Source organism: Roseibium sp. MMSF_3544 (assembly GCF_030732845.1).
In the GTDB taxonomy this organism is placed as follows: domain Bacteria; phylum Pseudomonadota; class Alphaproteobacteria; order Rhizobiales; family Stappiaceae; genus Roseibium.
The window spans coordinates 261,162-286,043 of sequence record NZ_JASHKA010000001.1 but is presented as its reverse complement, the minus strand read 5'-3'; the positions used below and the strand labels follow the sequence as shown (position 1 = coordinate 286,043).

The following is a 24,882-nucleotide window of genomic DNA, read 5'->3' as shown; positions in this document are numbered from 1 at the left end:
GAGGACCCACACATCCTGCTCTCAGCCGCCCTGATCCACCAGCTCGAACTTGTCGACATCAAAGACACCCAGGTCGGTGATTTTCAGATGCGGAATGACCGGCAGCGGCAGGAACGCAACCTGCAGGAAAGGCTCCTCAAGCGTGCATTCCAGCGACTTGGCCGCCGCCCGCAAGGTTTCGAGATCTTCCCTGACGGTTTCAAATGGCTCCAGGCTCATCAGGCCGGCAAGCGGCAAAGCGAGCTGCGCCAGGACACCATCGCTGTCGGCAACCGTGAAGCCGCCGTTCATTGCAATGACGCGGTTGACTGCGAGCGCCATCGCCGTTTCATCAGCGCCGACAACACAAATGTTGTGGCTGTCATGGCTGACGGAACTTGCAATCGCGCCGCGTTTCATACCGAAGCCATGCACGAACCCCCGGCCGATGTTCCCGACACCCTTGTGCCGCTCCACGACGGAGACTTTCAAAATGTCTTGCTCAAGATCGACAAGCGTCTTGCCGCCGGCGACCGGAAGGCTCTTCACCAGATGTTCGGTAATGATCTTCCCCGGCATGACCCCGATTACGGAGGTTTCGTTGTTGCGCGCTGCAACGTCGAAATCCGCCGCGGTCACGGCGTCCAGATTTACGCTCGTCAGGCCGACCGGTGCGACCGTCCCGCGTCCGGCAAACGCCTCGTCGCCTGCAACAACACCGCCGCTGATGACCTGTGCGACCCTGCAATCTTCGAAATCCCTCAAAAGAGCGATATCCGCCCGTTTGCCGGGTGCAATCACACCGCGGTCCTTCAGACCGAAGGCATTGGCCGCCGACCAGCTCGCAGACCGGTAAGCATCGAGCGGACGCACACCGCCTGCGATCAGACGCCGGATCATGCTGTCGAGATGGCCCTCCTCGGCGATATCGAGCGGGTTCCGGTCATCCGTACAAAGCGCGACAAAGGCAGACACTTCCGGCGTCAGAATTGGCAATAGCGCTTCAAGATCCTTCGAAACAGAGCCCTCACGGATCAGGATCGTCATGCCCTTGGCAAGCTTTTCCAGCGCTTCGTCCGCCGTTGTCGCCTCGTGGTCGGTCTGTATCCCGGCGGCAAGATAGCCGTTCAGTTTCTGGCCGAGCAGCAAGGGTGCATGACCGTCAATGTGCCCACCCTGGAATGCGGCCAGTTTGGCGAGCACATCGGGGTCCCGCGCAAGTACGCCTGGAAAATTCATGAATTCCGCCAGACCGATCACCTTGGGATGGTCCCTGAACGGCAAAAGATCTTCCACTTCCAGACGGGCTCCGGCCGTTTCGAATGTCGTGGCCGGAACGCAGGACGACAGGTTGACCCTTACATCCATCACCGTCTGGAGCGAGCAATCAAGGAAGTACCTGATCCCCTCGGCTCCAAGCACGTTGGCGATTTCATGCGGATCACAAATAGCTGTCGTGACACCATGCGGCAGAACACAACGGTCGAACTCGAAAGGCGTCACGAGAGACGATTCAATGTGAAGATGCGTATCGATAAAGCCCGGAACCGCTGTCAGGCCCGCCCCGTCGATCGTGTCAGACCCGGCGTATTTGCCATACGTTCCGACGATACGGTCGCCGACGATTGCAATATCGGTCTCACTGCTGCTGCCGTCCAGGACGTTGAAAAGCCGGACATTCTTGATAACCAGGTCCGCCGGCTCCTCGCCTGACCCGGCCGCGATTGCCCGCGCAAGAAACTTTTCGTCATGGTTGACCGGCATCACATATCTCTCCGAATCCGTGTCGCGCCTAGACAATACGACACCTGCTGCCTGCGGCAATGCCAAGCGAGCGGGAAAACGAATGCCGGTCCACTGGCTCGCTGATCGGTGAAAAAAATGGCGCACTTATTCGGCGTATTTCCCGATACCCACCTGCCGTTGCGGAATTTTTCTGATATCTTGTTTTCCGGAATACCTCATATCCGTCAGCCCACTACGGCGAGACGAGATCGAATTCTTGCGGTGCAAAACAATTATGGTTTGACAGAACCGATTTGCCGGAGAATAATTTCATCAAAATTAATTATTATGAAGCTGCCCGTTAAAAACGAGGTGGACGTCTGTTGGAGGAGCGAGGAAGGTGGTGGAGACCCGCACATCCGGACGAGGCTCGAATTCCGCGCAATTGCGTCGGTACAACGAGCGCATTGTTCTGCAGATCCTGAGGCGCGCCGGCGAAGCCTCCAAGGCGGATCTGGCCCGGGCTGTGCAGCTGACAAATGCGGCCATTGGCGCCATCATCCAGGACTTGATCGAGGAAGGTCTCATCTTCGAGGCGGGCAAGCGTCACGACGGCAGCAGGGGCCAGCCCGCGACCATCTTGAAACTCGCACCCGACGGCGCCTATTCGTTCGGTGTTCGTCTTGACCGGACGAATATGGAAACCGTGCTGATGGACTTTTCCGGTCAGATCATTGACCGGCGAATTCATGACATGATCCTGCCTGCGCCTGAACAGGCCCTGGCGATTCTGGTTGAGGACCTGAAGAGCCTGCGGGGCCGGCTCGGACAGGACAAGCAGGCCCGGATCACCGGGATCGGCCTTGCTCAACCCTTCAATCTGGGTGCCTGGCTTCATGAGCTCGGCCTGCCGACGGCAGACTTCAAGAAATGGGACGATTTCGATCTGGTAGCGGCGCTCGAAGCAGCGCTGAAACTCCCGGTTTTCAGCGACAACGATGGCACTGCCGCTGCGGTTGCCGAATTGTTTTATGGCCATGGCCGGCAGAACGACGATTTCCTTTACATGTTCCTGGGCCCGGCCATCGGTGGCGGCCTGGTCATCAAGGGGGACGTCATCCGTGGCATGTCGGGGAACGCAGGCGACGTTGCCATGCTGCCGGTGCCGCCAAGCAGATTGCCGACAGCGCCCAAACCGAAACAGGTGTGGGATCTGTTGTTGACGCGTGCCTCGCTGGTCGCCCTTGCGAGGCATATGGCGCCGAACAACTTCGCCGAACTCAGCCGCTCCGATCTTCAGGCAGCCGTTGAGGCGAACTACGACAAGTATCAGGAATGGCTGGAAGACTGCGCGGCGGCGCTAGGACTCGCCATCAGGTCCGCCTACGCACTTCTGGACGTCTCGCTGGTCGTGATCGACGGCGACCTGAAGGGCTCCTTTCCGGACACGTTCCGGGAGGTGCTGAAGTCGGCCGTGGAAGACGCCGCTCCCGAGGAGCGCCATTCACCAGACATCAAGATCGGGAGTTTCGGACACGACGCCGGGGCGATCGGTGCGGCAAGTCTGCCGCAATTTTTCAACTTCTCGCCAAGAGCAACAATATTGACCGGTGGGAAGGACAAGGGACCCGCAGGGGCTGGCAGCTCGGAAGACCGCTCCAGCTTTCCCGCGAGGGCAGCACGGTTGGGGTCTCATCTGGCCACACCCAACCGTTCCGAATAAACGAGGCCAGGGAGGGTAAAAATAAATGATCCGTAAACTACTTGCGACTGGTTCAGTCCTTGCCGCCATGGCGGCAGCTCCGGCAGCTGCTGCCGACATTTCGGCCTGCCTGATCACCAAGACGGACACCAACCCGTTCTTCGTGAAAATGAAGGAAGGTGCGACGGCCAAGGCAGAAGAGCTCGGCATCGAACTGAAGTCCTTCGCCGGTAAGGTTGACGGCGACCATGAAACCCAGGTTGCCGCGATCGAAACCTGCATTGCCGATGGTGCGAAAGGCATCCTCTTGACGGCGTCCGACACGTCCTCGATCGTGCCGGCCGTTGAACAGGCGCGCGAAAACGGCCTCCTCGTCATCGCGCTCGACACCCCGCTGAGCCCGATCGACGCCGCGGATGCGACCTTTGCAACCGACAACTTCCTGGCCGGCGAACTGATCGGCAAGTGGGCAGCCGGTGCGCTTGGCGACAAGGCGGCCGACGCGAAGATCGGCATGCTCGATCTTGCGATCAGCCAGCCGACCGTCGGCGTTCTGCGTGACCAGGGTTTCTTGCAGGGCTTCGGCATCGATCTTGGCGATCCCAACAAATGGGGCGATGAAACCGATTCGCGCATCGTCGGCAACGACGTGACACAGGGCAACGAAGAAGGCGGCCGCCGTGCCATGGAGAACCTTCTTGCCAAAGACCCGATGATCAATGTCGTTTACACGATCAACGAACCGGCCGCTGCAGGCGCATATGAAGCGCTGAAGGCAATCGGACGTGAAAACGACGTTCTGATCGTCTCGGTGGATGGCGGTTGCCCTGGCGTGCAGAACGTGAAGGACGGCGTCATCGGTGCCACATCGCAGCAGTATCCGTTGCTGATGGCCTCTTTGGGCATTGAAGCCATCAAGAAGTGGGCCGACGATGGCTCCAAGCCTGAAAATACACCGGGCAAGGACTTCTTTGACACCGGCGTGGCTCTCGTCACGGACCAGCCGGTTGACGGTGTTGAGTCCATCGACACGGCAAAGGGAACTGAGCTCTGCTGGGGCTAAGGTGACCGACTGTCCGGGGGGCATCCTGTATGCCTCCCGGGTTCTTCAAGAAATGGATCACAACCGACGAGCAGTGGGCGATCGCACGACTGATCGATCTGCCGCGAAGGGGGAAAGATGTCTCAAACAAAGGACGGGACTGAGAACTTCGAATCTGCAGCAAACAGATCGGACTCAGTTGCCGAGTTCGAAGACCACCGCCGTGGGGTCCTTGGCCAGGTGCAGCACACCCTGCACGCCAATCCGTCACTGGTGCCCTTGATAGTTCTGATCGTTGCAATCGCCGTTTTCGGCCTGTTGCTGGGGTCCAAATTCTTCTCTCCATTTGCCATGACGCTGATCCTGCAGCAGGTTCAGATCGTCGGCATCGTTGCGGCCGCGCAGAGCCTGATCATTCTGACGGCTGGGATCGACCTTAGCGTTGGTGCCATCATGGTCTTTTCCTCCGTGATCATGGGACAGTTTACGTTCCGATACGGCATTCCGGCCCCCGTCGCCGTTGCCTGCGGCCTTGCGGCCGGCACCATGATCGGGGCACTCAACGGCTGGCTCGTCAGCCGGGTCAAGCTTCCACCATTCATCGTTACCCTAGGCATGTGGCAGATCGTGCTGGCGACGAACTTCCTGTATTCGGCCAACGAAACCATCCGTTCGCAGGAAATCGAAGCCAACGCTCCCTTCCTTCAGTTCTTTGGCACGAAGTTCAATATCGGCGGTGCGGTGTTCACGGTCGGCGTGATCTTCATGCTCGTCCTCATCCTGGTGCTTGCCTACGCGCTCCGGCACACGGCCTGGGGGCGCCATGTCTATGCGGTTGGGGACGATCCGGAAGCGGCCGGGCTGTCGGGGGTCAACGTCCACCGAACCCTGATGTCCGTCTATATGCTGTCCGGCCTGATCTGCGCCTTCGCCGGCTGGGCCCTGATCGGGCGCATCGGGTCGGTGTCGCCGACATCGGGGCAGCTCGCGAACATTGAAAGCATCACCGCGGTGGTGATCGGCGGCATCTCGCTTTTCGGCGGGCGCGGGTCGATCCTCGGCTCCTTGTTCGGAGCACTTATCGTCGGCGTCTTTACTCTAGGACTGAGGCTTCTGGGCGCAGACGCTCAGTGGACCTTCCTCCTCATCGGCCTTCTCATCATCGCTGCCGTGGCAGCCGACCAGTGGATCAGAAAGGTATCGGCATAATGTCTGATAATGTTCCCATTGTAGAGGGCCGCGGCATCGTCAAACGCTACGGCCATGTCACCGCCATCGATCATTCCGATTTCGAGCTGCGCAACGGCGAAATCCTGGCGGTCATCGGAGACAACGGCGCTGGAAAATCTTCGATCGTCAAGGCGATCTGCGGCGCAACGATACCCGACGAGGGCGAAATCCTGATCGACGGCAAGAAGGTCAATTTCACGTCACCGACTGAGGCGCGGGATATGGGGATTGAGATCGTCTACCAGACCCTCGCCATGTCGCCCGCCCTGTCGATCGCGGACAACATGTTCATGGGGCGCGAAATCCGCAAATCCGGGTTCATGGGCAAATTTCTGCGGCAGCTCGACCGGCCTGCCATGGAAAAGTTCGCCCGCGAAAAGCTCACCGAGCTTGGACTGATGACCGTTCAATCGATCAACCAGACGGTTGAGACGCTGTCAGGCGGACAGAGACAAGGTGTTGCAGTGGCAAGGGCGGCAGCGTTTGCAACGAAGTTCATCATCATGGACGAGCCAACGGCAGCCCTTGGTGTCAAGGAAAGCCGGCGGGTTCTCGAACTGATCCTGGACGTGAAGTCGCGCGGTATCCCGATCATCCTGATCAGCCACAACATGCCGCATGTCTTCGAGGTCGCGGACCGGATCCACATCCATCGTCTCGGCAAACGGCTTTGCACCGTCAAACCTGGCGACTGCTCGATGTCCGATGCGGTGGCCCTGATGACCGGCGCCATGGAACCGCCCAAAGAGGTCGCGGCTTGACGGTCGTACCAACACTTTTCGAACGGTGGCCCGGCTCGCCCGGGTCACCTTTTTGAGGAATGAACAGTCTGGACTGTCTATGTTTTTGATCTGTGGTGAAGCTCTTTTCGACCTTTTCGGCGAAGCTGGTGCCGAAGACAGCGTTTCCTATGATGCCAGGATCGGCGGTTCGCCGTTCAATGTGGCCATGGGACTGGCGCGTTTGGGCGAAGATTCGGCCTTTTTCGGAGGGATTTCAACAGATGCCCTCGGTGAGAGACTGATCGAAAAGTTTCGCAAGGAAGGCGTCTCTGACCGTTACGCACTGCGAACAGATTATCTGACCACGCTGAGCCTCGTTCAAAAGGACGCACACGGACATCCGGCTTATACGTTTTATGGTGCAAGCGCCGCTGATCGCATGGTCACCACTGACGATCTTCCGGCGTTTCATAAAGCCCCTCTTTATCTGCACGTCGGCTCATATACGGCGCTGGTCGAACCTGTCGCTGGCGCTCTTAAGGCGCTGATCGCCCGTGAACGCGCTCACACGCTCATATCCTTCGACCCGAACATTCGTCCGACGGTAGAACCCGACATGGATTTGTGGCGCAGGAACACGGAAGGTCTTGTACCGTCCACAGACGTCATCAAGGTCAGTGACGAAGACCTGGAGCTGATCGCCCCGGAAGAAGAGATCGCGGCGATTGCCCGGCGCTGGCTTTCAAACGGGCCTGGCCTTGTCATCGTCACGCGCGGCGGCGACGGCGCGACGGTGTTTGCGACGGGGTTCGAAATTGACTGCCCTGGTGTAAAGGTGGAGGTTGAAGACACGGTCGGCGCTGGCGATACCTTTCAGGCTGCCCTGCTCTGCGGCTTGAAAACGCTTGGCGCAGTCGATAGGTCATCACTCGCAGCGCTTGAGGAGCAGCAGGTTCGGCACCTCGTTGAATTCGCAGTCCAGGCGGCTGCAATCACGTGCTCGCGCCGCGGTGCCAACCTGCCGCGCATGGCCGAGCTGGAAAAAGAATGGTCAGCCCTCAAATGAGGGGCTGACAATTGAATTAAATCGATTTAAAAGACCCTCGAAACATGCTGCACCGCAACAGTCCGGTGCACGATCAAGCTGTTGGAAGGATTTTCTCATGGCGGTACGCGTCATTGAAGTTCAGGAATTCGACCTGGTGGTCTTCGGAGCGTCTGGCGATCTGGCGCATCGAAAGCTTCTTCCCGCCCTCTACCACCGCGATGCGGACGGACAGATGCCGGAAAACGCACGCATCATCTGCAGTGCCCGCCGTGACTACACCGACGACGACTACCGGAACTGGGCGAAAAAAGCCCTCCAGGAACACGTCAAGGATCTGGACGATGCGCATCTGGCCCAGTTCCTGAAACGCCTGCGTTACGTCAAGATCGACATCGCGACGTCGGCCGGCTTCGAAGACCTCAAGGCCGTCCTTGAAGAACGCGAGGACGTCATTCGCGCTTTCTACCTGGCCGTCGGGCCGGATCTCTTCGGGACGATCTGCGAAAATCTCGGCCGGGTCGGCGTTGTGAACGACTATTCCCGCGTGGTCATGGAAAAGCCGGTCGGCAAGGACGGCGCGTCCGCAAAAGCCCTGAACGACACCGTCGGTGCTGTTTTCAAGGAAGAGCAGATCTTCCGTATCGATCACTATCTTGGCAAGGAAACCGTACAGAACCTCATGGCTCTGCGCTTTGCAAACGCGCTGTTCGAGCCCCTGTGGAACGCGGCTCACATCGATCATGTCCAGATAACGGTGGCCGAGTCCCTGGGTGTCGGTGGACGCGCAGGGTACTACGACACGGCCGGTGCGCTCCGGGATATGGTCCAGAACCATATTCTGCAGCTCCTTTGCCTTGTGGCAATGGAACCGCCTGAATCCATGAATGCCGACAGCGTTCGGGACGAGAAGCTGAAAGTGCTCAAGGCCCTCTCCCCCGTCGACGCGCAGAATGCGGACAAACTTACGGTGCGCGGCCAGTATCGCGCCGGAGCGTCGGCCGGTGGCGCTGTTCCGGGATATCTGGAGGAGCTGGGTGATGACGAAAGCAGGACGGAAACCTTTGTCGCGCTGAAGGCCGAAATCGCAAACTGGCGGTGGGCCGGTGTCCCGTTCTACCTGCGCACCGGCAAACGTCTCGCCAAACGCGTCTCGGAAATTGTGGTGCAGTTCCAACCGATCCCGCACTCCATATTCGGCTCCGAAGCCGGAAAGATAACCGCCAACCGCCTCATCATTCGCCTGCAGCCGGATGAAGGCGTCCAGATGCAGGTCATGATTAAGGACCCCGGCCCCGGGGGCATGCGGCTCCGGCAGGTTCCGCTCGACATGAGTTTTGCCGACGCGTTCAAGGTACGTAACCCTGACGCCTATGAGCGCCTGATCATGGACGTGATCCGTGGCAACCAGACCCTGTTCATGCGCCGCGACGAGGTCGATGCGGCTTGGGCCTGGGTGGATCCTATCCTGGCTGCCTGGGCAGGTTCAAAGGAAACACCCAAGGGATACACCGCCGGGACCTGGGGCCCGTCCGCATCTATCGCGCTCGTGGAACGCGACGGACGCACCTGGTCAGAGGACGATTCCGAATAACGAAGGCTCACAGGTTCGAGACCTGTGAGTTTTCTATCTCTTAAATCGATTAAAAAACATGAACGGGCGAACGCGCCCTATCTACAAGTCAACACCCCACCCAGCCGGATACCGGCCAGGAAAGGACGAAAAGAATGACCATCCAGGACCGCATTGGCGACGTTACGGAACGGATCGTCAAACGCAGCCATGACAGCCGCTCCACCTATCTGGACCATATCAGCAAAGCTGCCGACCAGGGGCCCCAGCGCTCACGGCTTTCCTGCGGCAACCTTGCCCACGGTTTCGCCGCCTGCGGAGTGTCAGACAAGAAAGCGCTTTCCGGTGATGTTGTTCCCAATCTCGGCATCATCACCTCCTATAATGACATGCTGTCGGCGCACCAGCCTTACGAAACCTACCCGCAACTTATTCGCGCGGCAGCTCACGAGGTCGGTGCCGTCGCCCAGGTGGCAGGCGGCGTCCCGGCCATGTGCGACGGCGTCACACAGGGTCAGGACGGAATGGAGCTATCCCTGTTCTCTCGGGACGTGATCGCGATGGGTGCTGCCGTCGGCCTGTCGCACCAGATGTTTGATGCCGCCGTCTTTCTTGGCATCTGCGACAAGATCGTTCCGGGGCTGGCCATCGCGGCACTTTCCTTCGGGCACCTGCCGGCAGTCTTCATTCCGGCCGGACCCATGACGACCGGGATCTCCAATGATGAAAAATCCAAGGTGCGTCAGCTTTATGCCGAAGGAAAAGTCGGCCGCGATGCACTTTTGGAAAGCGAGTCCGCCGCCTATCATTCCCCGGGCACCTGCACATTCTACGGCACGGCCAACTCCAACCAGATGCTGATGGAAATCATGGGCCTGCACATGCCGGGCGCTTCCTTCATCAATCCGGGCACACCGCTTCGCGACGCACTCACCAGGGAAGCGGCCCAGCGTGCGCTGGCGATTTCCGCATTGGGCAATGAATATACGCCGGCGGGCAAAATCATTGACGAAAAGGCGATCGTGAACGGTGTCGTCGGTCTGCATGCCACAGGCGGCTCCACGAACCATACGATGCACCTCGTCGCGATTGCCGCGACCGCCGGCATCAAGTTGACCTGGGACGATATCTCGGATCTGTCGGACGTCGTGCCGCTTCTCGCCCGGGTCTATCCGAACGGTAAGGCGGACGTGAACCAGTTCCAGGCCGCGGGCGGTCTGCAGTTCCTGATCCGCGAACTCCTGTCGGACGGTTACCTCCACCAGGACGTCAAAACGGTCTACGGTACCGATCTGTCCGGCTACACATCGGAAGCCAAGCTAGACGAAAACGGCAACGTGCGCCGCGAGGAAGCGCCTGAAACGTCAGGCGACGAGACGGTACTGGCACCGCTTTCGAAGGCCTTCCAACCCACCGGTGGTTTGAAGATGCTGACCGGCAACATGGGCAAGGCGGTGATCAAGGTCTCGGCTGTAGCCGAGGAACGCCACATCATCGAGGCCCCTGCCCGCGTGTTCCATTCACAGGATGATTTTCTGGCCGCGTTCAACAACAAGGAACTGAAGACCGACGTTGCCGCCGTTGTTCGTTTCCAGGGACCCAAGGCGATCGGCATGCCCGAGCTGCACAAGCTAACACCGTGTCTCGGCATTCTGCAGGACAAGGGCTACAAGGTCGCTCTGATCACCGACGGGCGCATGTCGGGCGCATCCGGCAAGGTTCCTGCGGCAATTCATGTGACACCGGAAGCCGCCAATGGTGGCCCGATTGCGAAGATCCGCGACGGCGACATGATCCGGATCAATGCCGTCACCGGCGAGCTGATGGTTCTTGTTGACGAGGCAGAATTCAATGCCCGCCCGCTGGCCGAGGCCGATCTCAGTGAACATCAATACGGAGTCGGCCGGGACCTGTTTGCCGCCTTTAGGGCGCATGTCAGCACACCGGATCACGGTGCCAGCGTGTTCGGCGGATGAAGCACGAAAAGATCGGAGAAGGCAGTGGCCCAGAATATTGAAAAAATAGAACAGATCATGTGCGCCGCACCGGTTATTCCGGTTCTGATCGTGGAAGATCCGAAAAAGGCGGTTCCCATGGCCGAGGCACTGGTGCGCGGCGGTCTGCCGGCTATCGAGATCACGTTGCGCACGCCGCATGCACTGGAAGCGATTGACGCCGTCAACGAGCACGTGGAAGGCGCTATTGCCGGCGCTGGCACGGTTCTGAACGGCGGTCAGTTCGATGCGGCGGTTTCCGCCGGGGCGCGTTTTGTCGTCTCGCCTGGTGCAACCAGGTCGTTGCTGGATGCTGCCGACGAACATGCAGTGCCGCTTCTTCCCGGTGCCGCAACGGCCTCGGAAGTCATGTTTCTGCTGGAACGCGGATACGAGCGTCTCAAGTTCTTTCCTGCAGAGCAGGCCGGTGGCGCAGCGTACCTGAAATCTCTCTCCTCGCCCCTGGCCGCAGCCAAGTTCTGCCCGACAGGCGGCATCAGTCTGGACAAAGCGCCGGACTATCTGGCCTTGTCAAGCGTGCTTTGTGTCGGCGGATCGTGGATTGCGGACCCCAAGGCGATTGCCAATGAGGACTGGTCCGGCATCGAAGAACGGGCACGCGCGGCTTCACAACTGCGCGATTGAGATCGACACACCACCAACTAAACTTATACGTTTGATACGGGTTGTACTATTTTTACTCAACTCTGCCTGTTTTTCAGGCAGAGTTGAATGCAGTCAAATTCTTTACTTGAACAAAGATAAAACGCCAGCACGAAATATATTTTCCTAGAGAAGCTCGCGAAAATCTTAATTCGAAATATTAGTTCAGTTTATATTACTATTTATTCAGTTAATATGATCAAACTGACTTAACGGCAGATATGTACTTTTCGCAGTCGCCGGCTGCACACTCATTTCAATTGGTGAATGCGCTGTTTCACTAGGAAATCGCAGCTTTTGATCGCGTGAGACGACCGTTTTTCCGCAAATAAACCATACTTACGCAAAGGCTAAAATTGGTGCATCTGCACTAGAGTAATCTATTGTCTTCTGAGATATAGAACGCTTAACAAATTATTAAAAAGCTTATTTCGAAAACCACAAAAGAACATCCGGGAGCGAAACAAAAAAGAATGCCGAAGAAAGTCTTCGGCAAACGGCTTGTGCTGGCCATGACAATTGTTGACTGGGGGTCTGTCAATGTATTTGGGCGTTGGAGTCTTCGACGAAAGTTCCAATTTGGAACGGAACTTTCGCGACAACAGAAAAACCAGAGCACCGGACTTTCCCTATGTCCTGGCGCATCGGTTCGAGTACCTTGTTTTCAGCGTTTTTGTCGTCGACACCGAAAACGGCGAAATTGAAGCCTGTCACACTTTTGATGAAGGCGGACGCGTATGGAACGCAGAACCGCTTTTAAATCAACAGGTTCCAACGCTTCTGGAATTCGACCGGGATGCCTGTATTCCGGTCTACTACGCTCCGCACGTTTTGCATTGCAAAAATCACTCAGACCCCGAAGCTTCGGTAAAAAAGGTTCTTGAGACGGATCGAGCTGCGGCGATGACGGTGGATCTCGGCAAGGGATTACGCCTCTATTTGACGGCACATGTGCCTTGCGGCTTTTCTGAATCTCTCTTTCAAGGTGTCATTGCTTATCTGGAAGACATTTTCGGAGGTTTCAGTGCGTATGCCTCCGATCTGCTTTACGGACCAGAAAAGAGCGCCCTGAAGAGCGCAAGCTACTGGATCAAGTTCATCAAATATCCGGCGCTGGTTGTATTCGGAAGAAACTGCCTCCTGGCGCGCAACACGGCAGCTGACCGGCTGCTCAACAAGCCTGGCGAAGTTCACTTGCACAATGGCCGGCTGGCCCTTCCGGATGAAGCGGCCTCGCTGGTCCATCCGCAAACGATGCCTGGACAGGTCGAGAAGACCACAGCCGACAACGGGATCGTCTCGGAACAGATCGGCGTGCACAAACTTGCAAGCGGCGTTCAGTACTATGTCGAGACCGTTCCCGAGCTCGGCGACGAGACCGTAACAAGCGACCCTATTCGCAGCTACTTCCGCAAAAAGATCCTGATCGTGTCCTCCGAACTGTCGACGGACACGGATCCCAATCTGATCAGGTCCGCGACAGGCGTGACCCTCCAGCAGGCACGGGTCATCCAGCAGATTCTGTCCGGAAAGACGCTCAGACAAGCCGCGGAAGAAATCGGCATTCGCTACAACACTGCACGAAACCACATTGCAATGGCTCAACAAAGATTGAGCGTCAGCTCGCAAATCGAGCTCGTCAACTTAATCCGGGGAGCGCTTTCGATATCCCCGGATCAATACAAATAAGAAATTCGAATTCAGGAGCTTAGACAATGCTAAGATATGCATCTTATTTGCTCGCGATTCTCGCAACCGCAATAATGTTTTTCATCATAACACTTCCACTTTCTGTCGAAGTGCAGCTGTTTCTGGGAATTTTCGTCCTGATTGCCATGCAGCTGGCAAAAGTCGTCCCGGGCACGCTTGGGCGCGTCACCTTTCTGTCCCTGGGCGGCATTCTGGTCGGGCGCTACGTCTACTGGCGCGTCACGCAAACGGTCCCCCCGATCGAGAGCCTTTATGACTTTGTACCGGGCGTCTTGCTGCTGATCGCGGAACTCTTTTGCATCCTCATGTTCTTCCTGTCCGCGCTCATTGTCTCTGACCGATACGAGCGGCCCCGCAGGGTCCAGCGCAGTGACGAAGATGCACCGACGGTTGATGTTTTCATTCCCAGCTACAACGAGGATCCGTCACTGGTTGCCTGCACCATCGCAGCTGCTCTGAACATGGACTATCCCAAGGACAAGTTCCGCGTGTTCCTCCTCGACGACGGTGCCACTGATCAGAAGCTGAACGCTCCGGATCCCGCCGCGGCCCGCGAGGCCCATGAGCGGGGCGCAGAGATGAAACGGATCTGCAAGGACCTGGGCGCCACGTATTTGGCGCGTCCGCGCAACGAACATGCAAAGGCTGGAAATCTGAACTACGGCCTGGCGCACTCGGAAGGTGATCTGGTCGTGGTGTTCGACGCGGACCATGCGCCTGCGCGCGAGTTTCTGCGCGAAACAGTTGCCTATTTCAGCGAACCCAAACTGTTCCTCGTCCAGACACCGCACTTTTTCCTCAATCCGGATCCGGTTGAGCGCAATCTGCGCACGTTTGATGTCATGCCGTCGGAAAACGACATGTTCTACGGCATGATCCAAAAGGGCCTGGACAAATGGGATGCCACGTTCTTCTGCGGCTCTGGTGCGGTGCTGCGCCGTACGGCCCTTAACGAGGTGGGCGGCTTCTCCGGAGTGTCCATCACCGAGGACTGTGAAACAGCGCTGGAACTGCATTCCCGCGGTTGGAAGAGCGCCTATGTCGATCGGCCGATGATTGCCGGCCTCCAGCCAGAAACAATCGCATCGTTTATCGGCCAGCGTTCCCGCTGGTGCCGGGGCATGCTGCAGATTCTGCTTCTCAAGAGCCCGCTTTTCAAATCCGGCCTGAACTTCATGCAACGCGTCGCCTATCTGTCGAGCGCCCTGTTCTGGCTGTTTCCCTTCCCCCGGCTGGTCTTCCTGCTGGCGCCCATGCTCTTCATCCTGTTCAGCATGAAGATCTATATCGCCTCCCCGCAGGAGTTCCTGGCCTATACGGTGACCTACATCTTTGCCGTAATAACCATCCAGGCCGGCATCTACGGCAAACTGAGATGGCCATGGATTTCGGAACTGTATGAGTACGTGCAGTCCATCTTCCTGTTCCCGGCAATCATTTCGGTTCTCATGAACCCGCGTGCACCCAAATTCAACGTCACGAACAAGGGCGAAACGCTTGAAAAGGAACAGCTCTCGGTCCTGGCTTGGCCCTATATCGTGCTCTTTGCGGTTATGGTGTTCACCACCGGCGTCTTGTTCTGGCGCATCGAGAACGATCCAGGTCAGGCTGCACTGCTGACGGTGGTCGGCGTCTGGCAGGTGTTCAACCTCCTGATTGCCGGCGCCGCACTCGGCACGGTTCTGGAACGAAAGGAAGTCAGGACGGCACCGCGGGTCAGGATCCAGCGGAATGCCACGCTTCAGCTTCGGGACGAAATGATCCCGGTCACGCTGCGAGAAGCCAACACCAACGGCGTTTTGATGCAACTCGAACAGCCTCCAGCAAGCGGAAACATTCTCGGAGAAAGCGGCGAGCTGAGCTTTGCTTCGAAGGGATCGTTTTTCCACGACGCCAACGGCGACGGAGCACAGGCTGAAAAGCAGAGCATCAAGGTCCGCATCGCCTCGCAGCGCGCAGGAAACTCCGGCCTCCTCCTGGGCGCGGGATACACGGACAGCGTCGCGAATTGCGCGACCGCATCGTCAGAGCTGGTCTTTTCCGATCTCACCATCCCGCGTGCTTTGCACAACCGTAAACTGGCGGGCTCTTCGGTCTTCGGAGGAACGGCGCGCATTCTCCGCTGGGCAGTCCTATACGGACTCAGGATCCCGATCGTGGCCTTCCTGACCCTGCTCAGGTCTGGAATGAGGCGCAAGCCCGCCGAGACCGAGCAGCATCTCCCGCAATCCGTTCTAACGCCTGCCGAATGAGGATTGTCATGACTAAGAGAAGAATTTTGACGACGGGTCTCGCTTGCCTGAAAGCCAGTCTGCTGTCAGCCGCGATCCTGACCTATCCCGCTACAGTGACTGCACAAAACCTCGATTTGTCGATCATCGAACCGGAAACGAAGTCTCGAAACGCAATCCGTCGGTTGACCGCTACCGTCGACCAGTTGCGACTCGAAGGCGAAGTCGCTGAAGTCAGACTGCCGCTTTACGCACCGCGCGACGAGGCGCTGCAATACCGGACGCTTCAGGTTGATTACCTTACGGCCGTATCTGCCGCACCCGAGCGTTCCAGCCTGCGCGTTCTTGTGAACAATCAGTTTGTCGGCGAGATCGAAATCAAGGCCGGCGAACAGAACACGCTGCGCAGTTTCAACCTCCGACCCGGCCTGATTTCCGAAGGTTTCAACGAGGTCCGGTTCGTTGCCAATCACCGGCACCGCGTCGACTGCTCCATACCGGCAACCTACGAACTTTGGACAGCCCTCAACCCTTCGAACACCGGGTTTGTCTTTGACCCGGGCAGCAGGACGGTTCCCCAGGTGACATCCAATCTGGACATCCTGAGAGCCATCCCGAACGACGACACCGGCGCCGCACAGTTCCAGATCGTGCAACCTGGTGGCGCAAGCGTCGGGAACCTGGATCGCGCCCTGACGGTTGCCCAGGCTGTCGCAGTGTTCGGCAAATATCAGAACCCGGTCGTCAAGATCAGAAACCAGCCGGGTGCCGGCGCCGGTATCGACATCATCGTCGGCACAAGGGCGGACCTGGTGCAGGCAGGATTTGATATCGACAACGCGCGTAGCGAAATCCCGGGCCTCGTCCTTATTCGCCACCCTGCGACAGGTCGTATCTCGCTGATCATCTCCGCGGAAAACCGCCTTGCGCTCGACAAAACCATCGAGGCGTTCCAGACCAGGATCGCCCAGATGCCCGTAACCGGGACAAAGGAAGGCATCAAAGCCTTTGACAACAAGTTCGGTTACAAGATCGACACGAACAAGCCGGTTTCGTTGGCCGACCTGGGCGTCAGCAGCCAGCGGTTTGACGGCCGCCTCCTGCAGCAGGATTTCGCCATCAACCTGCCGGACGACTTCTTCGTCGGCGACTATGGCAAGGCAACGCTCAGCCTCAATATCGATTCCCTGGCAGAATTGAACAGTTCGAATTCGCTTCAGGTTTTTGCGAACGGTGCCGCGCTCGCCTCAGCTGACCTGACACGCAAGGGCATCTCCGCCCGCAATCCGCTGAACATTCCGCTGGGCGGGTTTTCTCCGGGCTACAACGAACTTCGGCTGGAAGTTTCCTCGCTTACGCAAGACGATGAAGTCTGCAACGTGGCAGAAGCCGTGTCTTCTGATCGTCTTTTGCTGAATGCAAACTCTTCGAGCATTCAATTCGATACGTTTGCAAGGATGCGCGTGACGCCGAGCGTCGCCGTCAAGGATGTCGTGCCGCAAGGCAACCTCGAAGGTCGCCCGACCTTCGTCATGGTGCCTGCAGGAGATCCGAAGTCTCTGGAAGCTGCCTCGCAGATCGTCATAGCTGCTTCGGCGATCAATCAGCAGGTTCGGCCGGTGTCCCTTGTGGTTTCCAACACACCTTTGGGAAATCGTCCGGGTCTGGTCGTAGCACCGACCAACCGTCTGACCGGTGTCGCAAGAGCTGCCTATGCCGGTACCCATGATGCCGACAGCCAATCCGGCGGCAGCGGTATCGCAGGCTTTCTCAAACTCAACCACATCGATGAGAATGACGAGGGTCTTTGGCTCGACATGCGCCGCTACCTGGCTTCTGCCTGGCGTGGGATGGGGTTCAAGCTCAGTCCTACCAACGCTTCCGGCGAAGACTTCAAACTGGCGAAAAACGATATCATCGTAACGCAGCGAACAACGCAGCTATCGGCCAGGGAACGCTGGATCGCGTTTCTGGGAGCCCCTGTGAAGCAGGACGCATGGACGGTCGTCACCGGCCTGACCAGCGACGATATCAAGTCAGGCGTGGATTCGATGCTGCAGGAAGGCCGGTTCACCTGGCTGAAGGGTGACACCGCCCTTTACAACGCCCAGTCGGGTGAATTGACTGCCACTCAGCGTCAGGAAGCCAACTACTTTGCCTCGGTTGCAAATCCCTCGGAGTGGCACAACAGCAGACTGGTGGTGGCAGGTGTGGTTTCGCACAACATGCTCGCCTTTGTTCTGTTCATGGGCGCCTTCTGCCTGCTGCTTGCCTTCACATACTTTCTCACGCTCAGAAACTCAGGCAGGTAAAATGTTGAAAACCATTGTTTCAGCAACTCTCTGCCTGGTCCTGTCGACCCCTGGCTTATCCGCCGAAACGGTCTTCGGCCACGGTGCCAGAGCGAACGACGCGGTCGAGCTGTGGCTGAAGTCCGCGTGGCGGGATTACAAGGACCGTTTCGTAACCCAAGAGGGCGCCGTCATCGACGACGCCAACAAGGGCATCAGCCACAGCGAAAGCCAGGGGTACGGAATGATACTGGCTGTCGCGGTGCAGGACAGAGACACCTTCCGCCTGATCCGCGATTACACCTTCGAAACCCTTCAGGTCCGCAAGGACCGGCTGTTTGCCTGGAAAGTGGAACACACGGCGAAAGGCCCGAATGTTGCGGACACCAACAACGCAACGGACGGAGACCTCCTAATCGCATGGGCGCTCCTGGAAGCTTACAAAAGTTGGGGCGACCGGGAAAATCTGGGATCGGCGCAGCACGTTCTGACAGACATCGCCGCAAAGCTGGTGCACGACACCAGCCTTGGGCCCGTTCTGTTGCCCGGAGCGGAGGGATTTCTCGCGGACGAGGGCAAGGTTGTGACGCTGAACCCCTCTTACTGGGTGTTTCCGGCACTGGAAAGCATCGCCCGTTTCGACAGATCCGCCAATTGGAGCGAAATCGCCGTCATCGGGGAAGACGTGCTGGACCTCTCCCAGCGCGCACCTTCCTACCTGCCGCCCGACTGGGTCGATATCGCGGGCATCAAACTTGAGCCTTCCGCGAAGTTTGCGCCTGAGTTCGGTTACAACTCGATCCGGATACCGCTCTACCTGGCGATGTCGGAAAATGCCTTCCGTGAAAAAAAGGCAGCCGACTTCGCCACTTTGCGCGGATTTGCTGCAGGTGCCAGTCCTTCGGTCGTTCAAGTCGTTACCGGCGACATGACCAGCGTGATGGGCGGCAAGGGATTTCAGGCAATCACCGCCCTGACACGATGCATAGACAAATCGGAACCCTTTCCGACACCGCTCCTTCAAGTGGGTGGTGATCACTACTATTCGACGACTCTACAGATTTTTACCGTAATCGCGCTAGCTGAGAGGTATCCGCAATGCTTGTCTCTAGAATGGTAATCGCGACGCTCGCCACGGCAATTGCAGTCGGCAGCGCCGCAGCTCAGACCGCCCCCTGGGAAACGGTCACACTCCAGCAGGGTTCACAACCCTTTGCTCTTCAGCGTCAGGAAGAGAGCCAGTCTCCGCTGCAAAATGCCAGCGTGTCACCGTTCTCGCTGGGCGACAGCGCCGATCCGCTTGGCCAGGCAACAGGCGGCACGGCGACCGGTTCACCGGCTCAGGTCGATGAAACAGCTTTGCGGTACTATGCCAGCAACGGCGAGATCGGTCGGGTTTCAGCGGAAATCAACCGGCTGAAGAGCCTGCATCCGAACTGGGAGCCCCCCGAAGACATTTTTGACGCGAACCGGACCGTTGTCGACGAGCAGCCTCTCTGGGAGTTGTTCAACGCCGACAAGACGCAAGAGCTCTACGTCAAGATCCGCGAATACATCAAGGTGAACCCGGGCTACGCACCGTCAAGTGAACTCAAGCGCCAGATCTACCATGCGGAAGCGCGCCGGGCGATCGTCAGGGCTTCCAACGTGGAAAACCACCGCGAGGTCATCAAAATTGCGTCTGAAAACCCGGATCTCCTGGTCTGCACCGAGATCGACATGATCTGGAGAGTGGCCGAGGCATTGCTGAGGTCCGGAAACGACGCCAAGGCGCTGCAGGCGTATCAATACATCCTGTCCAGCTGCGGGAATGAACAGGAGCGTGTCGCAACGGTTCAAAAGGCCGCCGCGCTGCTGCCGCGGCAGGCAACGGAACAGCTGATTTCCCTTGGCAGGACGCGCCTGGACGGCCGGTCCGAGTTCGATGACATCTATCTCGACATTCTGCGGGGTGAAATCGGCAAGGGTGCCTCTGACGAAATGATCCTTGTCAAGAACGAGGACCTGACGGCGATGATCCGTTCTGTTCAGGCGACCCAGAATCCCGACGATGCCGAGCTCCTGGGCTGGTACTACTACGTCCGCCAGGAATACAAGACCGCTGAAAACTGGTTCCGGATGGCGATGAAAGTGCGTCCCTCGGCGAAAGCGATTGAAGGAATAGTCGTCGCCAAGAAGGAAGACGGGAACCTTCAGGACGCAGAAGACTTCGCCTACAAGCACCGGCGCAAGGATCCGCTCATCCTAAAAGCCTATCTTGAAGTCGTCTCACTTCAGCTTCTCGACGAACTCGGCGTCCCCATCGAATTCAAGCGCCTTTCCCGCTTCGTCAACGCCATTGAGGACGCACAATCAGCAAATGCGGCCCAGGTGTTGGGATGGCACTTCCTAGAAATGGAGGAAATAAGGGAAGCAACGATCTGGTTCGAGAAGTCGATGGAGTATCAACCCAACGAATCCGCCGTCCTCGGCCTGGTCGTGATTGCACAGAGGCAAAAACAGCGCGGGAAACAGAACCAGCTCATTGCCAAATGGTCGAAGAAGTTTCCCGATCTTGAAACGATGCGGCACATCCACAAGGTGTCAGCATCAAGAAGCGTTCCGAAACGCAAAAGCAGCACCCGCGCCAGCTCTCCGGTTCCCAAGGCTGCAAAAAGGCAGTTCGACCAGGGAAATTACGAGGAAACGCTCGCGCTTCTCGGAAATTCATCGACCTCATCGGAAGCCCGGCGCACCAAGCTTATGCGAGCCTGGTCGCTGCTGCACTCAGGCCGTCCGAAAGAGGCAAACAGAATTTTCGCCGAGGCGGACAGTCAAAGCTCCACGCGGGAGACACGCCAGGGCAGATGGTTCTCGGAAAAGGCCATGTATAACTACAAATGATGTCAGCCAGACAGGCTGACGCTTGAAACTGAGGGTTCGACGGGCGCAGGAGCCCGCCGGACCCTTTTTTGGCAAGGAAGGTGCAATTGGCACCAGGTTACGCCCTCAGGCGTCCTCGGTTTCCGCCTCGGGTTCATCGGCATCGGCCATATCGGCAGCTTCCTCGGCGCCCTCGGCGTGACCGGTTTCCTCAAGCGTCCGGTCCCACAAAAGCCTCAGACCCGCCGACGTTTCGTTGCGCCAGGCGAACTCGGCAACAACCGGTTTTTCGAATTTCTTCATTGTCAGAAGAACTTCCTCGGGCAGAGCGGTAAGGCCCTCGGCCTTGACCTTGCAACCGTTTTTTGCGGCATCCACGATGACGCCCGTTATCTCGGTAATGCCTTCCAGGTCTGCAATCTTGACCGGGATCTTCACATCGTTTCGCCGTTCTCGACGTTTGTCGGTGACGGAGCTCTCACCGGTAGAGAACACAACAGCGGCGTCCTTTCCCTTCACTGACGTGACATGCGCCTTTGAGAGCTTTCGCGAACCGGTGAGCCGGATGCCGATATTCTTGTAAAGCTCGCCGACATGATCCGAAGTTACGCAACAGCCCCACTCGTTCACGTTTGACACGACCGCTTCAACAATCGCGAGGGTGTCAAAATCAACAACAAGAACATCTTCCCGGGCATCGGGTTGTTCTTGAAGGTGGGCAAGATCGTGAGAAGGTTTGGCTGCGCACATTGGGTCTATTTGCCTGAAATCGTTTCATGTCGTTCAAAGCGGTGATGGCAGGCCTGCACATCGAAAACGGACGTTACGTCAAAACTCCTAATATCTCCTCAATTTCGGATCCAATCCCAGGCCAGGAAATCCAAAATGGTCACTCTGCCCAAATCTGGTCCATCTGGAGCATGTTTTTGCAGCACAGTCCAATTTGTTCTCCCCTCTGCCAAATTGCTGTGTTATCTGATGCCCGAAGTCGTCCGACGATGATAATTCAACCGGTTAAATCGATTTAAGGGGATGCTCCATGGCTCTCGAAGCAGCGTTTGTTTCTCTCAGTCAACAGGCCGAGCAACTGAAGAACACCACCCTCCGGTCTCTTTTCGCGGAAGATCCGGACCGGTTCGAAAAATTCACCGCACGGGCAGACGATCTTCTCCTCGACTATTCCAAAACAAAGATCGACGGCGACGCCCGGGACCGTCTTCTTGACCTTGCAAAAGCGGCCGACATCGAAGGCAAAAGAGCCGCCATGTTCGCGGGGGAAAAAATCAACGCCACGGAAAAACGTGCCGTTCTCCATACCGCCTTGCGGAACCAGTCTGATGACCCTGTTTTCGTCGACGGCAAGGACGTCATGCCCGACATTCGCGCCGTGCTTGCTGCAATGGCGGATTTCTCAGAAGCTGTCCGCTCCGGCGAGCTGGCGTCTTCAACAGGCGCTCCCTTCACCGACGTGGTCAACATCGGTATCGGTGGATCGGATCTGGGACCGGTCATGGCAACCCTGGCTCTTGCGCCCTATCACGACGGTCCGGAGCTGCACTATGTGTCCAATGTGGATGGCGCCCATATTGCGGACACGCTGGAGAAACTCGACCCCGCCACCACGCTGATCATCGTCGCATCGAAGACCTTCACCACGATCGAGACCATGACCAACGCGGCAACAGCCCGCAAATGGATCGCCGATGCTCTTGGTGAGGAAGCCGTCGGCGGACATTTTGCGGCCGTCTCGACAGCGCTGGACAAAGTGGCCGCCTTCGGCATCGACCAGAGCCGGGTCTTCGGGTTCTGGGACTGGGTCGGCGGGCGCTATTCAATCTGGTCGGCGATTGGTCTGCCGCTGATGATTGCCATCGGGCCGGATGCCTTCAACGACTTTCTTGCAGGTGCCTTCGCACTCGACACTCACTTCCAGGAAGCACCGCTCGAACAAAACCTGCCCGTGCTGATGGCGCTCGTCGGTATCTGGCACCGGGATATCCTGGGATATACAGCCCGTGCAGTCCTTCCCTACGACCAGCGTCTTGCCCGCCTGCCTGCCTATTTGCAGCAGCTGGACATGGAATCGAACGGAAAGCGCGTCCGGCTGGATGGCACGCCGGTTGAACAGCAAACCGGACCACTGGTCTGGGGAGAACCAGGTACCAATGGTCAACACGCTTTCTATCAGCTCCTCCATCAGGGCACGACGGTCATCCCTTGCGAATTCCTCGTTGCCGCGCGTGGCCATGAAGACGATCTGCAAAACCACCATCAGCTTCTGATGGCCAATTGCCTTGCACAGTCGGAAGCCCTGATGATGGGTCGCACACTCGAAGAGGCAAAAGCCCTGCTGGCTGCCGCCGGCATGTCCGAAGACGAGATCGAGCGCCTGGCCCCGCATAAGGTCTTTCCGGGAGACCGCCCTTCCTTCACGCTTGTCTACGACAAACTCACGCCCTTTTCGCTGGGTCGGCTGATCGCGCTCTACGAGCACCGGGTTTTCGTCGAAGGTGTGATCTGGGGAATCAACTCCTTCGATCAATGGGGCGTGGAGCTTGGCAAGGAACTGGCGACCGCGCTTTTGCCGATGGTCAAGGGCGATGTTGCGGCTGACACAAAGGACGCCTCGACACGCGGCCTCTTGGCAGCCCTGCGCGATTGAACCGGACAAAGTGATCAAAATTCAGCGAGTGCGTCGAAGTGGCCGAAACACGCGCCATATTTTTGCCCTACCCGCGCTATCTGTTTCGCGACACTGAAGAACTCTGGTCAGGCCGCCGGGTTGCGTTTTGTATGCTAATGAAATTCGGTAATTGCCCCGAGGCGCAAAGCAGCTTACCCTTGGTCAGACTTTAAACTATTGAATGTGCCGTCGAATGCGGCCCTGAAGGGAGTCATCTTTAATGAAGAAGTTTGTTCTGCTCGCGGCGATTGGTGTTGCCCTGGCCGGCTGTTCCTCTGACAGCCAGACCGATCGCGCACTTGTCGGCGGCGGCCTTGGTGCTGCAACCGGCGCGGCAATCGGCGCAGCGGCGACCGGTGATGTCGGTGGTGCACTCGTCGGTGGTGCAATCGGAGCAGCCGGTGGTGCGATCGTTGGCGCTGCAACGACACCGAAGAACTGCGTTGCCTACGATCGTTACGGCAACCCGTATCGCGTCGCCTGCCCGTAAGCGTCACAAGCACTGTTTGCGGCGCAGGGGCCCTGCCCTGGCCGCCAGGATGGAAACGATGAAAAAACTCCTTTTTGTTGCGGCGGCAGCAGCCCTGCTCGCGGGCTGCTCATCGGACAGCCAAACCGATCGCGCACTTGTCGGCGGTGGCCTCGGTGCAGCAACCGGCGCCATTATCGGTGCGGCAGCAGGAAATGGTGTTGGCCCCGCGCTCGCCGGGGCGGCCATTGGTGGCGCTGGCGGCGCAATTGTCGGCGCTGCAACAACGCCGAAAAACTGCGTCGCTTATGACCGCTACGGCAACCCGTACCGCGTTGCCTGTCCCTGATCAAACTGCCTGAATGCGCCCGATCTTAACGGGCCGTTTAGGTTACGGATTCAATAATACGTTGAATTGGATTTGAACGTTTTGGCTGTCTGCCGATTGTGCGGGCTTTGAAAGTGACTTCAGTTTCAAAGCTCTCCGCTCTGTAGACGGCCGGAGCGGCCAATTTTGAGTGGCGGCAAAAGCGTCGCCTCGTAGTGACAGCGTATTTGATGGATCAAGGTCCAGTTTTTCACGCGTCTCCTTTCGAGGTCTCGCCAGCACCGTCGCCAGGTGTTTCTCGTTTTGAGGCCGTATCCTAAATGAAGAAAATTCTGGTAGTGGCCGCTGTGGCCACATTGCTTGCCGGTTGCACGTCCAGCAGACAGACAGACCGGGCAATCATTGGCGGCAGCCTTGGGGCTGCAACAGGTGTCCTCGTCGGTGCCGCAGTGGGTGCCGGTGCCGCGCCGGTAATCGCCGGAGCTGCGTTGGGCGCTGCCGGTGGTGCGGCGATCGGAGCGGCCACCACCCCCAACTGATCCCGGAACGATCAGGGCTAAAGCTGCGATCCGCCTTGGATAAGCCGGCGGCGGTAAGAATCTGTTAACCATAAATCTCCACGCTTGGCGAACT

19 protein-coding genes are annotated in these 24,882 nt (G+C 57.9%); 17 read left to right on the top strand and 2 right to left on the bottom strand.

Annotated elements, in window-relative coordinates; all coding sequences use genetic code 11:
* Positions 1 to 21: 21 nt before the first annotated feature.
* Positions 22 to 1,743, bottom strand: coding sequence for an adenine deaminase (gene ade / locus RBB47_RS01310; protein ID WP_305983911.1), 1,722 nt, complete (start codon positions 1,741 to 1,743; stop codon positions 22 to 24).
* Between the two features lie 361 nt (positions 1,744 to 2,104).
* Here ade and RBB47_RS01305 point away from each other — a divergent pair, with 361 nt between their 5' ends.
* The 13 genes from RBB47_RS01305 (at position 2,105) to RBB47_RS01245 (ending at position 20,790) form a co-directional block, all read left to right on the top strand.
* Entirely contained in the window at positions 2,105 to 3,427 is a 1,323-nt protein-coding gene (locus RBB47_RS01305) for an ROK family transcriptional regulator (protein WP_305983910.1), read from the top strand.
* Positions 3,428 to 3,452: 25 nt separating this feature from the next.
* Entirely contained in the window at positions 3,453 to 4,469 is a 1,017-nt protein-coding gene (locus RBB47_RS01300; protein WP_305983909.1) for a sugar ABC transporter substrate-binding protein, read from the top strand.
* Positions 4,470 to 4,586: 117 nt separating this feature from the next.
* A complete protein-coding gene (locus tag RBB47_RS01295) occupies positions 4,587 to 5,657 on the top strand; it encodes an ABC transporter permease (protein WP_305983908.1) in 1,071 nt (356 codons plus the stop codon).
* Positions 5,633 to 6,439, top strand: coding sequence for an ATP-binding cassette domain-containing protein (locus RBB47_RS01290; RefSeq protein ID WP_305983907.1), 807 nt, complete (start codon positions 5,633 to 5,635; stop codon positions 6,437 to 6,439). Before RBB47_RS01295 ends, RBB47_RS01290 begins: the two co-directional genes overlap by 25 nt.
* Before the next feature lie 79 nt (positions 6,440 to 6,518).
* The gene (locus tag RBB47_RS01285) at positions 6,519 to 7,466 is read left to right on the top strand and encodes a carbohydrate kinase (protein ID WP_305983906.1); all 948 of its coding nucleotides are present in this window, start codon (positions 6,519 to 6,521) and stop codon (positions 7,464 to 7,466) included.
* Positions 7,467 to 7,563: 97 nt separating this feature from the next.
* Positions 7,564 to 9,039, top strand: coding sequence for a glucose-6-phosphate dehydrogenase (zwf, locus tag RBB47_RS01280; RefSeq protein WP_305983905.1), 1,476 nt, complete (start codon positions 7,564 to 7,566; stop codon positions 9,037 to 9,039).
* Between the two features lie 134 nt (positions 9,040 to 9,173).
* On the top strand, positions 9,174 to 10,994 hold the full coding sequence (gene edd / locus RBB47_RS01275; RefSeq protein ID WP_305983904.1) for a phosphogluconate dehydratase: 1,821 nt from the start codon (positions 9,174 to 9,176) through the stop codon (positions 10,992 to 10,994).
* 24 nt (positions 10,995 to 11,018) lie between these two features.
* On the top strand, positions 11,019 to 11,657 hold the full coding sequence (eda, locus tag RBB47_RS01270) for a bifunctional 4-hydroxy-2-oxoglutarate aldolase/2-dehydro-3-deoxy-phosphogluconate aldolase (RefSeq protein ID WP_305983903.1): 639 nt from the start codon (positions 11,019 to 11,021) through the stop codon (positions 11,655 to 11,657).
* Positions 11,658 to 12,215: 558 nt separating this feature from the next.
* Entirely contained in the window at positions 12,216 to 13,364 is a 1,149-nt protein-coding gene (locus RBB47_RS01265; RefSeq protein WP_305983902.1) for a LuxR C-terminal-related transcriptional regulator, read from the top strand.
* A gap of 26 nt (positions 13,365 to 13,390) precedes the next feature.
* Entirely contained in the window at positions 13,391 to 15,637 is a 2,247-nt protein-coding gene (gene bcsA / locus RBB47_RS01260) for a UDP-forming cellulose synthase catalytic subunit (RefSeq protein ID WP_305983901.1), read from the top strand.
* Positions 15,638 to 15,645: 8 nt separating this feature from the next.
* Entirely contained in the window at positions 15,646 to 17,928 is a 2,283-nt protein-coding gene (locus tag RBB47_RS01255) for a cellulose biosynthesis cyclic di-GMP-binding regulatory protein BcsB (protein ID WP_305983899.1), read from the top strand.
* A 1-nt stretch (position 17,929) separates the two neighbouring features.
* Positions 17,930 to 19,027 carry a glycosyl hydrolase family 8 gene (locus RBB47_RS01250; protein ID WP_305983898.1) on the top strand — a complete coding sequence of 366 codons (1,098 nt, stop codon included), beginning with the start codon at positions 17,930 to 17,932 and terminating at the stop codon, positions 19,025 to 19,027.
* The gene (locus RBB47_RS01245; protein ID WP_305983897.1) at positions 19,006 to 20,790 is read left to right on the top strand and encodes a hypothetical protein; all 1,785 of its coding nucleotides are present in this window, start codon (positions 19,006 to 19,008) and stop codon (positions 20,788 to 20,790) included. The genes RBB47_RS01250 and RBB47_RS01245 overlap by 22 nt, the downstream gene beginning before the upstream one ends.
* Before the next feature lie 105 nt (positions 20,791 to 20,895).
* On the opposite strand, the gene RBB47_RS01240 is transcribed toward RBB47_RS01245, so the two are convergent.
* Positions 20,896 to 21,519 carry a PilZ domain-containing protein gene (locus tag RBB47_RS01240; protein WP_305983896.1) on the bottom strand — a complete coding sequence of 208 codons (624 nt, stop codon included), beginning with the start codon at positions 21,517 to 21,519 and terminating at the stop codon, positions 20,896 to 20,898.
* A 289-nt stretch (positions 21,520 to 21,808) separates the two neighbouring features.
* Here RBB47_RS01240 and pgi point away from each other — a divergent pair, with 289 nt between their 5' ends.
* From pgi to RBB47_RS01220, 4 genes are all read left to right on the top strand, one after another.
* Positions 21,809 to 23,431: a glucose-6-phosphate isomerase gene (pgi, locus tag RBB47_RS01235; protein WP_305983895.1), complete on the top strand. Its 1,623-nt coding sequence runs from the start codon at positions 21,809 to 21,811 to the stop codon at positions 23,429 to 23,431.
* Positions 23,432 to 23,672: 241 nt separating this feature from the next.
* Positions 23,673 to 23,942, top strand: coding sequence for a glycine zipper domain-containing protein (locus RBB47_RS01230; protein ID WP_305983894.1), 270 nt, complete (start codon positions 23,673 to 23,675; stop codon positions 23,940 to 23,942).
* 58 nt (positions 23,943 to 24,000) lie between these two features.
* On the top strand, positions 24,001 to 24,270 hold the full coding sequence (locus tag RBB47_RS01225) for a lipoprotein (protein WP_305983893.1): 270 nt from the start codon (positions 24,001 to 24,003) through the stop codon (positions 24,268 to 24,270).
* A gap of 299 nt (positions 24,271 to 24,569) precedes the next feature.
* Positions 24,570 to 24,788 carry a bacteriocin gene (locus RBB47_RS01220; RefSeq protein WP_305983892.1) on the top strand — a complete coding sequence of 73 codons (219 nt, stop codon included), beginning with the start codon at positions 24,570 to 24,572 and terminating at the stop codon, positions 24,786 to 24,788.
* Positions 24,789 to 24,882: the final 94 nt, after the last annotated feature.

Bases quoted from the DNA above. Each gene is read 5' to 3' on its own strand.
- ade (WP_305983911.1), bottom strand. From the start codon at position 1,743: ATGCCGGTCAACCATGACGAAAAGTTTCTTGCGCGGGCAATCGCGGCC.
- RBB47_RS01300 (WP_305983909.1), top strand. From the start codon at position 3,453: ATGATCCGTAAACTACTTGCGACTGGTTCAGTCCTTGCCGCCATGGCG.
- RBB47_RS01295 (WP_305983908.1), top strand. From the start codon at position 4,587: ATGTCTCAAACAAAGGACGGGACTGAGAACTTCGAATCTGCAGCAAAC.
- RBB47_RS01285 (WP_305983906.1), top strand. From the start codon at position 6,519: ATGTTTTTGATCTGTGGTGAAGCTCTTTTCGACCTTTTCGGCGAAGCT.
- zwf (WP_305983905.1), top strand. From the start codon at position 7,564: ATGGCGGTACGCGTCATTGAAGTTCAGGAATTCGACCTGGTGGTCTTC.
- edd (WP_305983904.1), top strand. From the start codon at position 9,174: ATGACCATCCAGGACCGCATTGGCGACGTTACGGAACGGATCGTCAAA.
- RBB47_RS01265 (WP_305983902.1), top strand. From the start codon at position 12,216: ATGTATTTGGGCGTTGGAGTCTTCGACGAAAGTTCCAATTTGGAACGG.
- bcsA (WP_305983901.1), top strand. From the start codon at position 13,391: ATGCTAAGATATGCATCTTATTTGCTCGCGATTCTCGCAACCGCAATA.
- RBB47_RS01255 (WP_305983899.1), top strand. From the start codon at position 15,646: ATGACTAAGAGAAGAATTTTGACGACGGGTCTCGCTTGCCTGAAAGCC.
- RBB47_RS01250 (WP_305983898.1), top strand. From the start codon at position 17,930: ATGTTGAAAACCATTGTTTCAGCAACTCTCTGCCTGGTCCTGTCGACC.
- RBB47_RS01245 (WP_305983897.1), top strand. From the start codon at position 19,006: ATGCTTGTCTCTAGAATGGTAATCGCGACGCTCGCCACGGCAATTGCA.
- RBB47_RS01240 (WP_305983896.1), bottom strand. From the start codon at position 21,519: ATGTGCGCAGCCAAACCTTCTCACGATCTTGCCCACCTTCAAGAACAA.
- pgi (WP_305983895.1), top strand. From the start codon at position 21,809: ATGGCTCTCGAAGCAGCGTTTGTTTCTCTCAGTCAACAGGCCGAGCAA.
- RBB47_RS01230 (WP_305983894.1), top strand. From the start codon at position 23,673: ATGAAGAAGTTTGTTCTGCTCGCGGCGATTGGTGTTGCCCTGGCCGGC.
- RBB47_RS01225 (WP_305983893.1), top strand. From the start codon at position 24,001: ATGAAAAAACTCCTTTTTGTTGCGGCGGCAGCAGCCCTGCTCGCGGGC.
- RBB47_RS01220 (WP_305983892.1), top strand. From the start codon at position 24,570: ATGAAGAAAATTCTGGTAGTGGCCGCTGTGGCCACATTGCTTGCCGGT.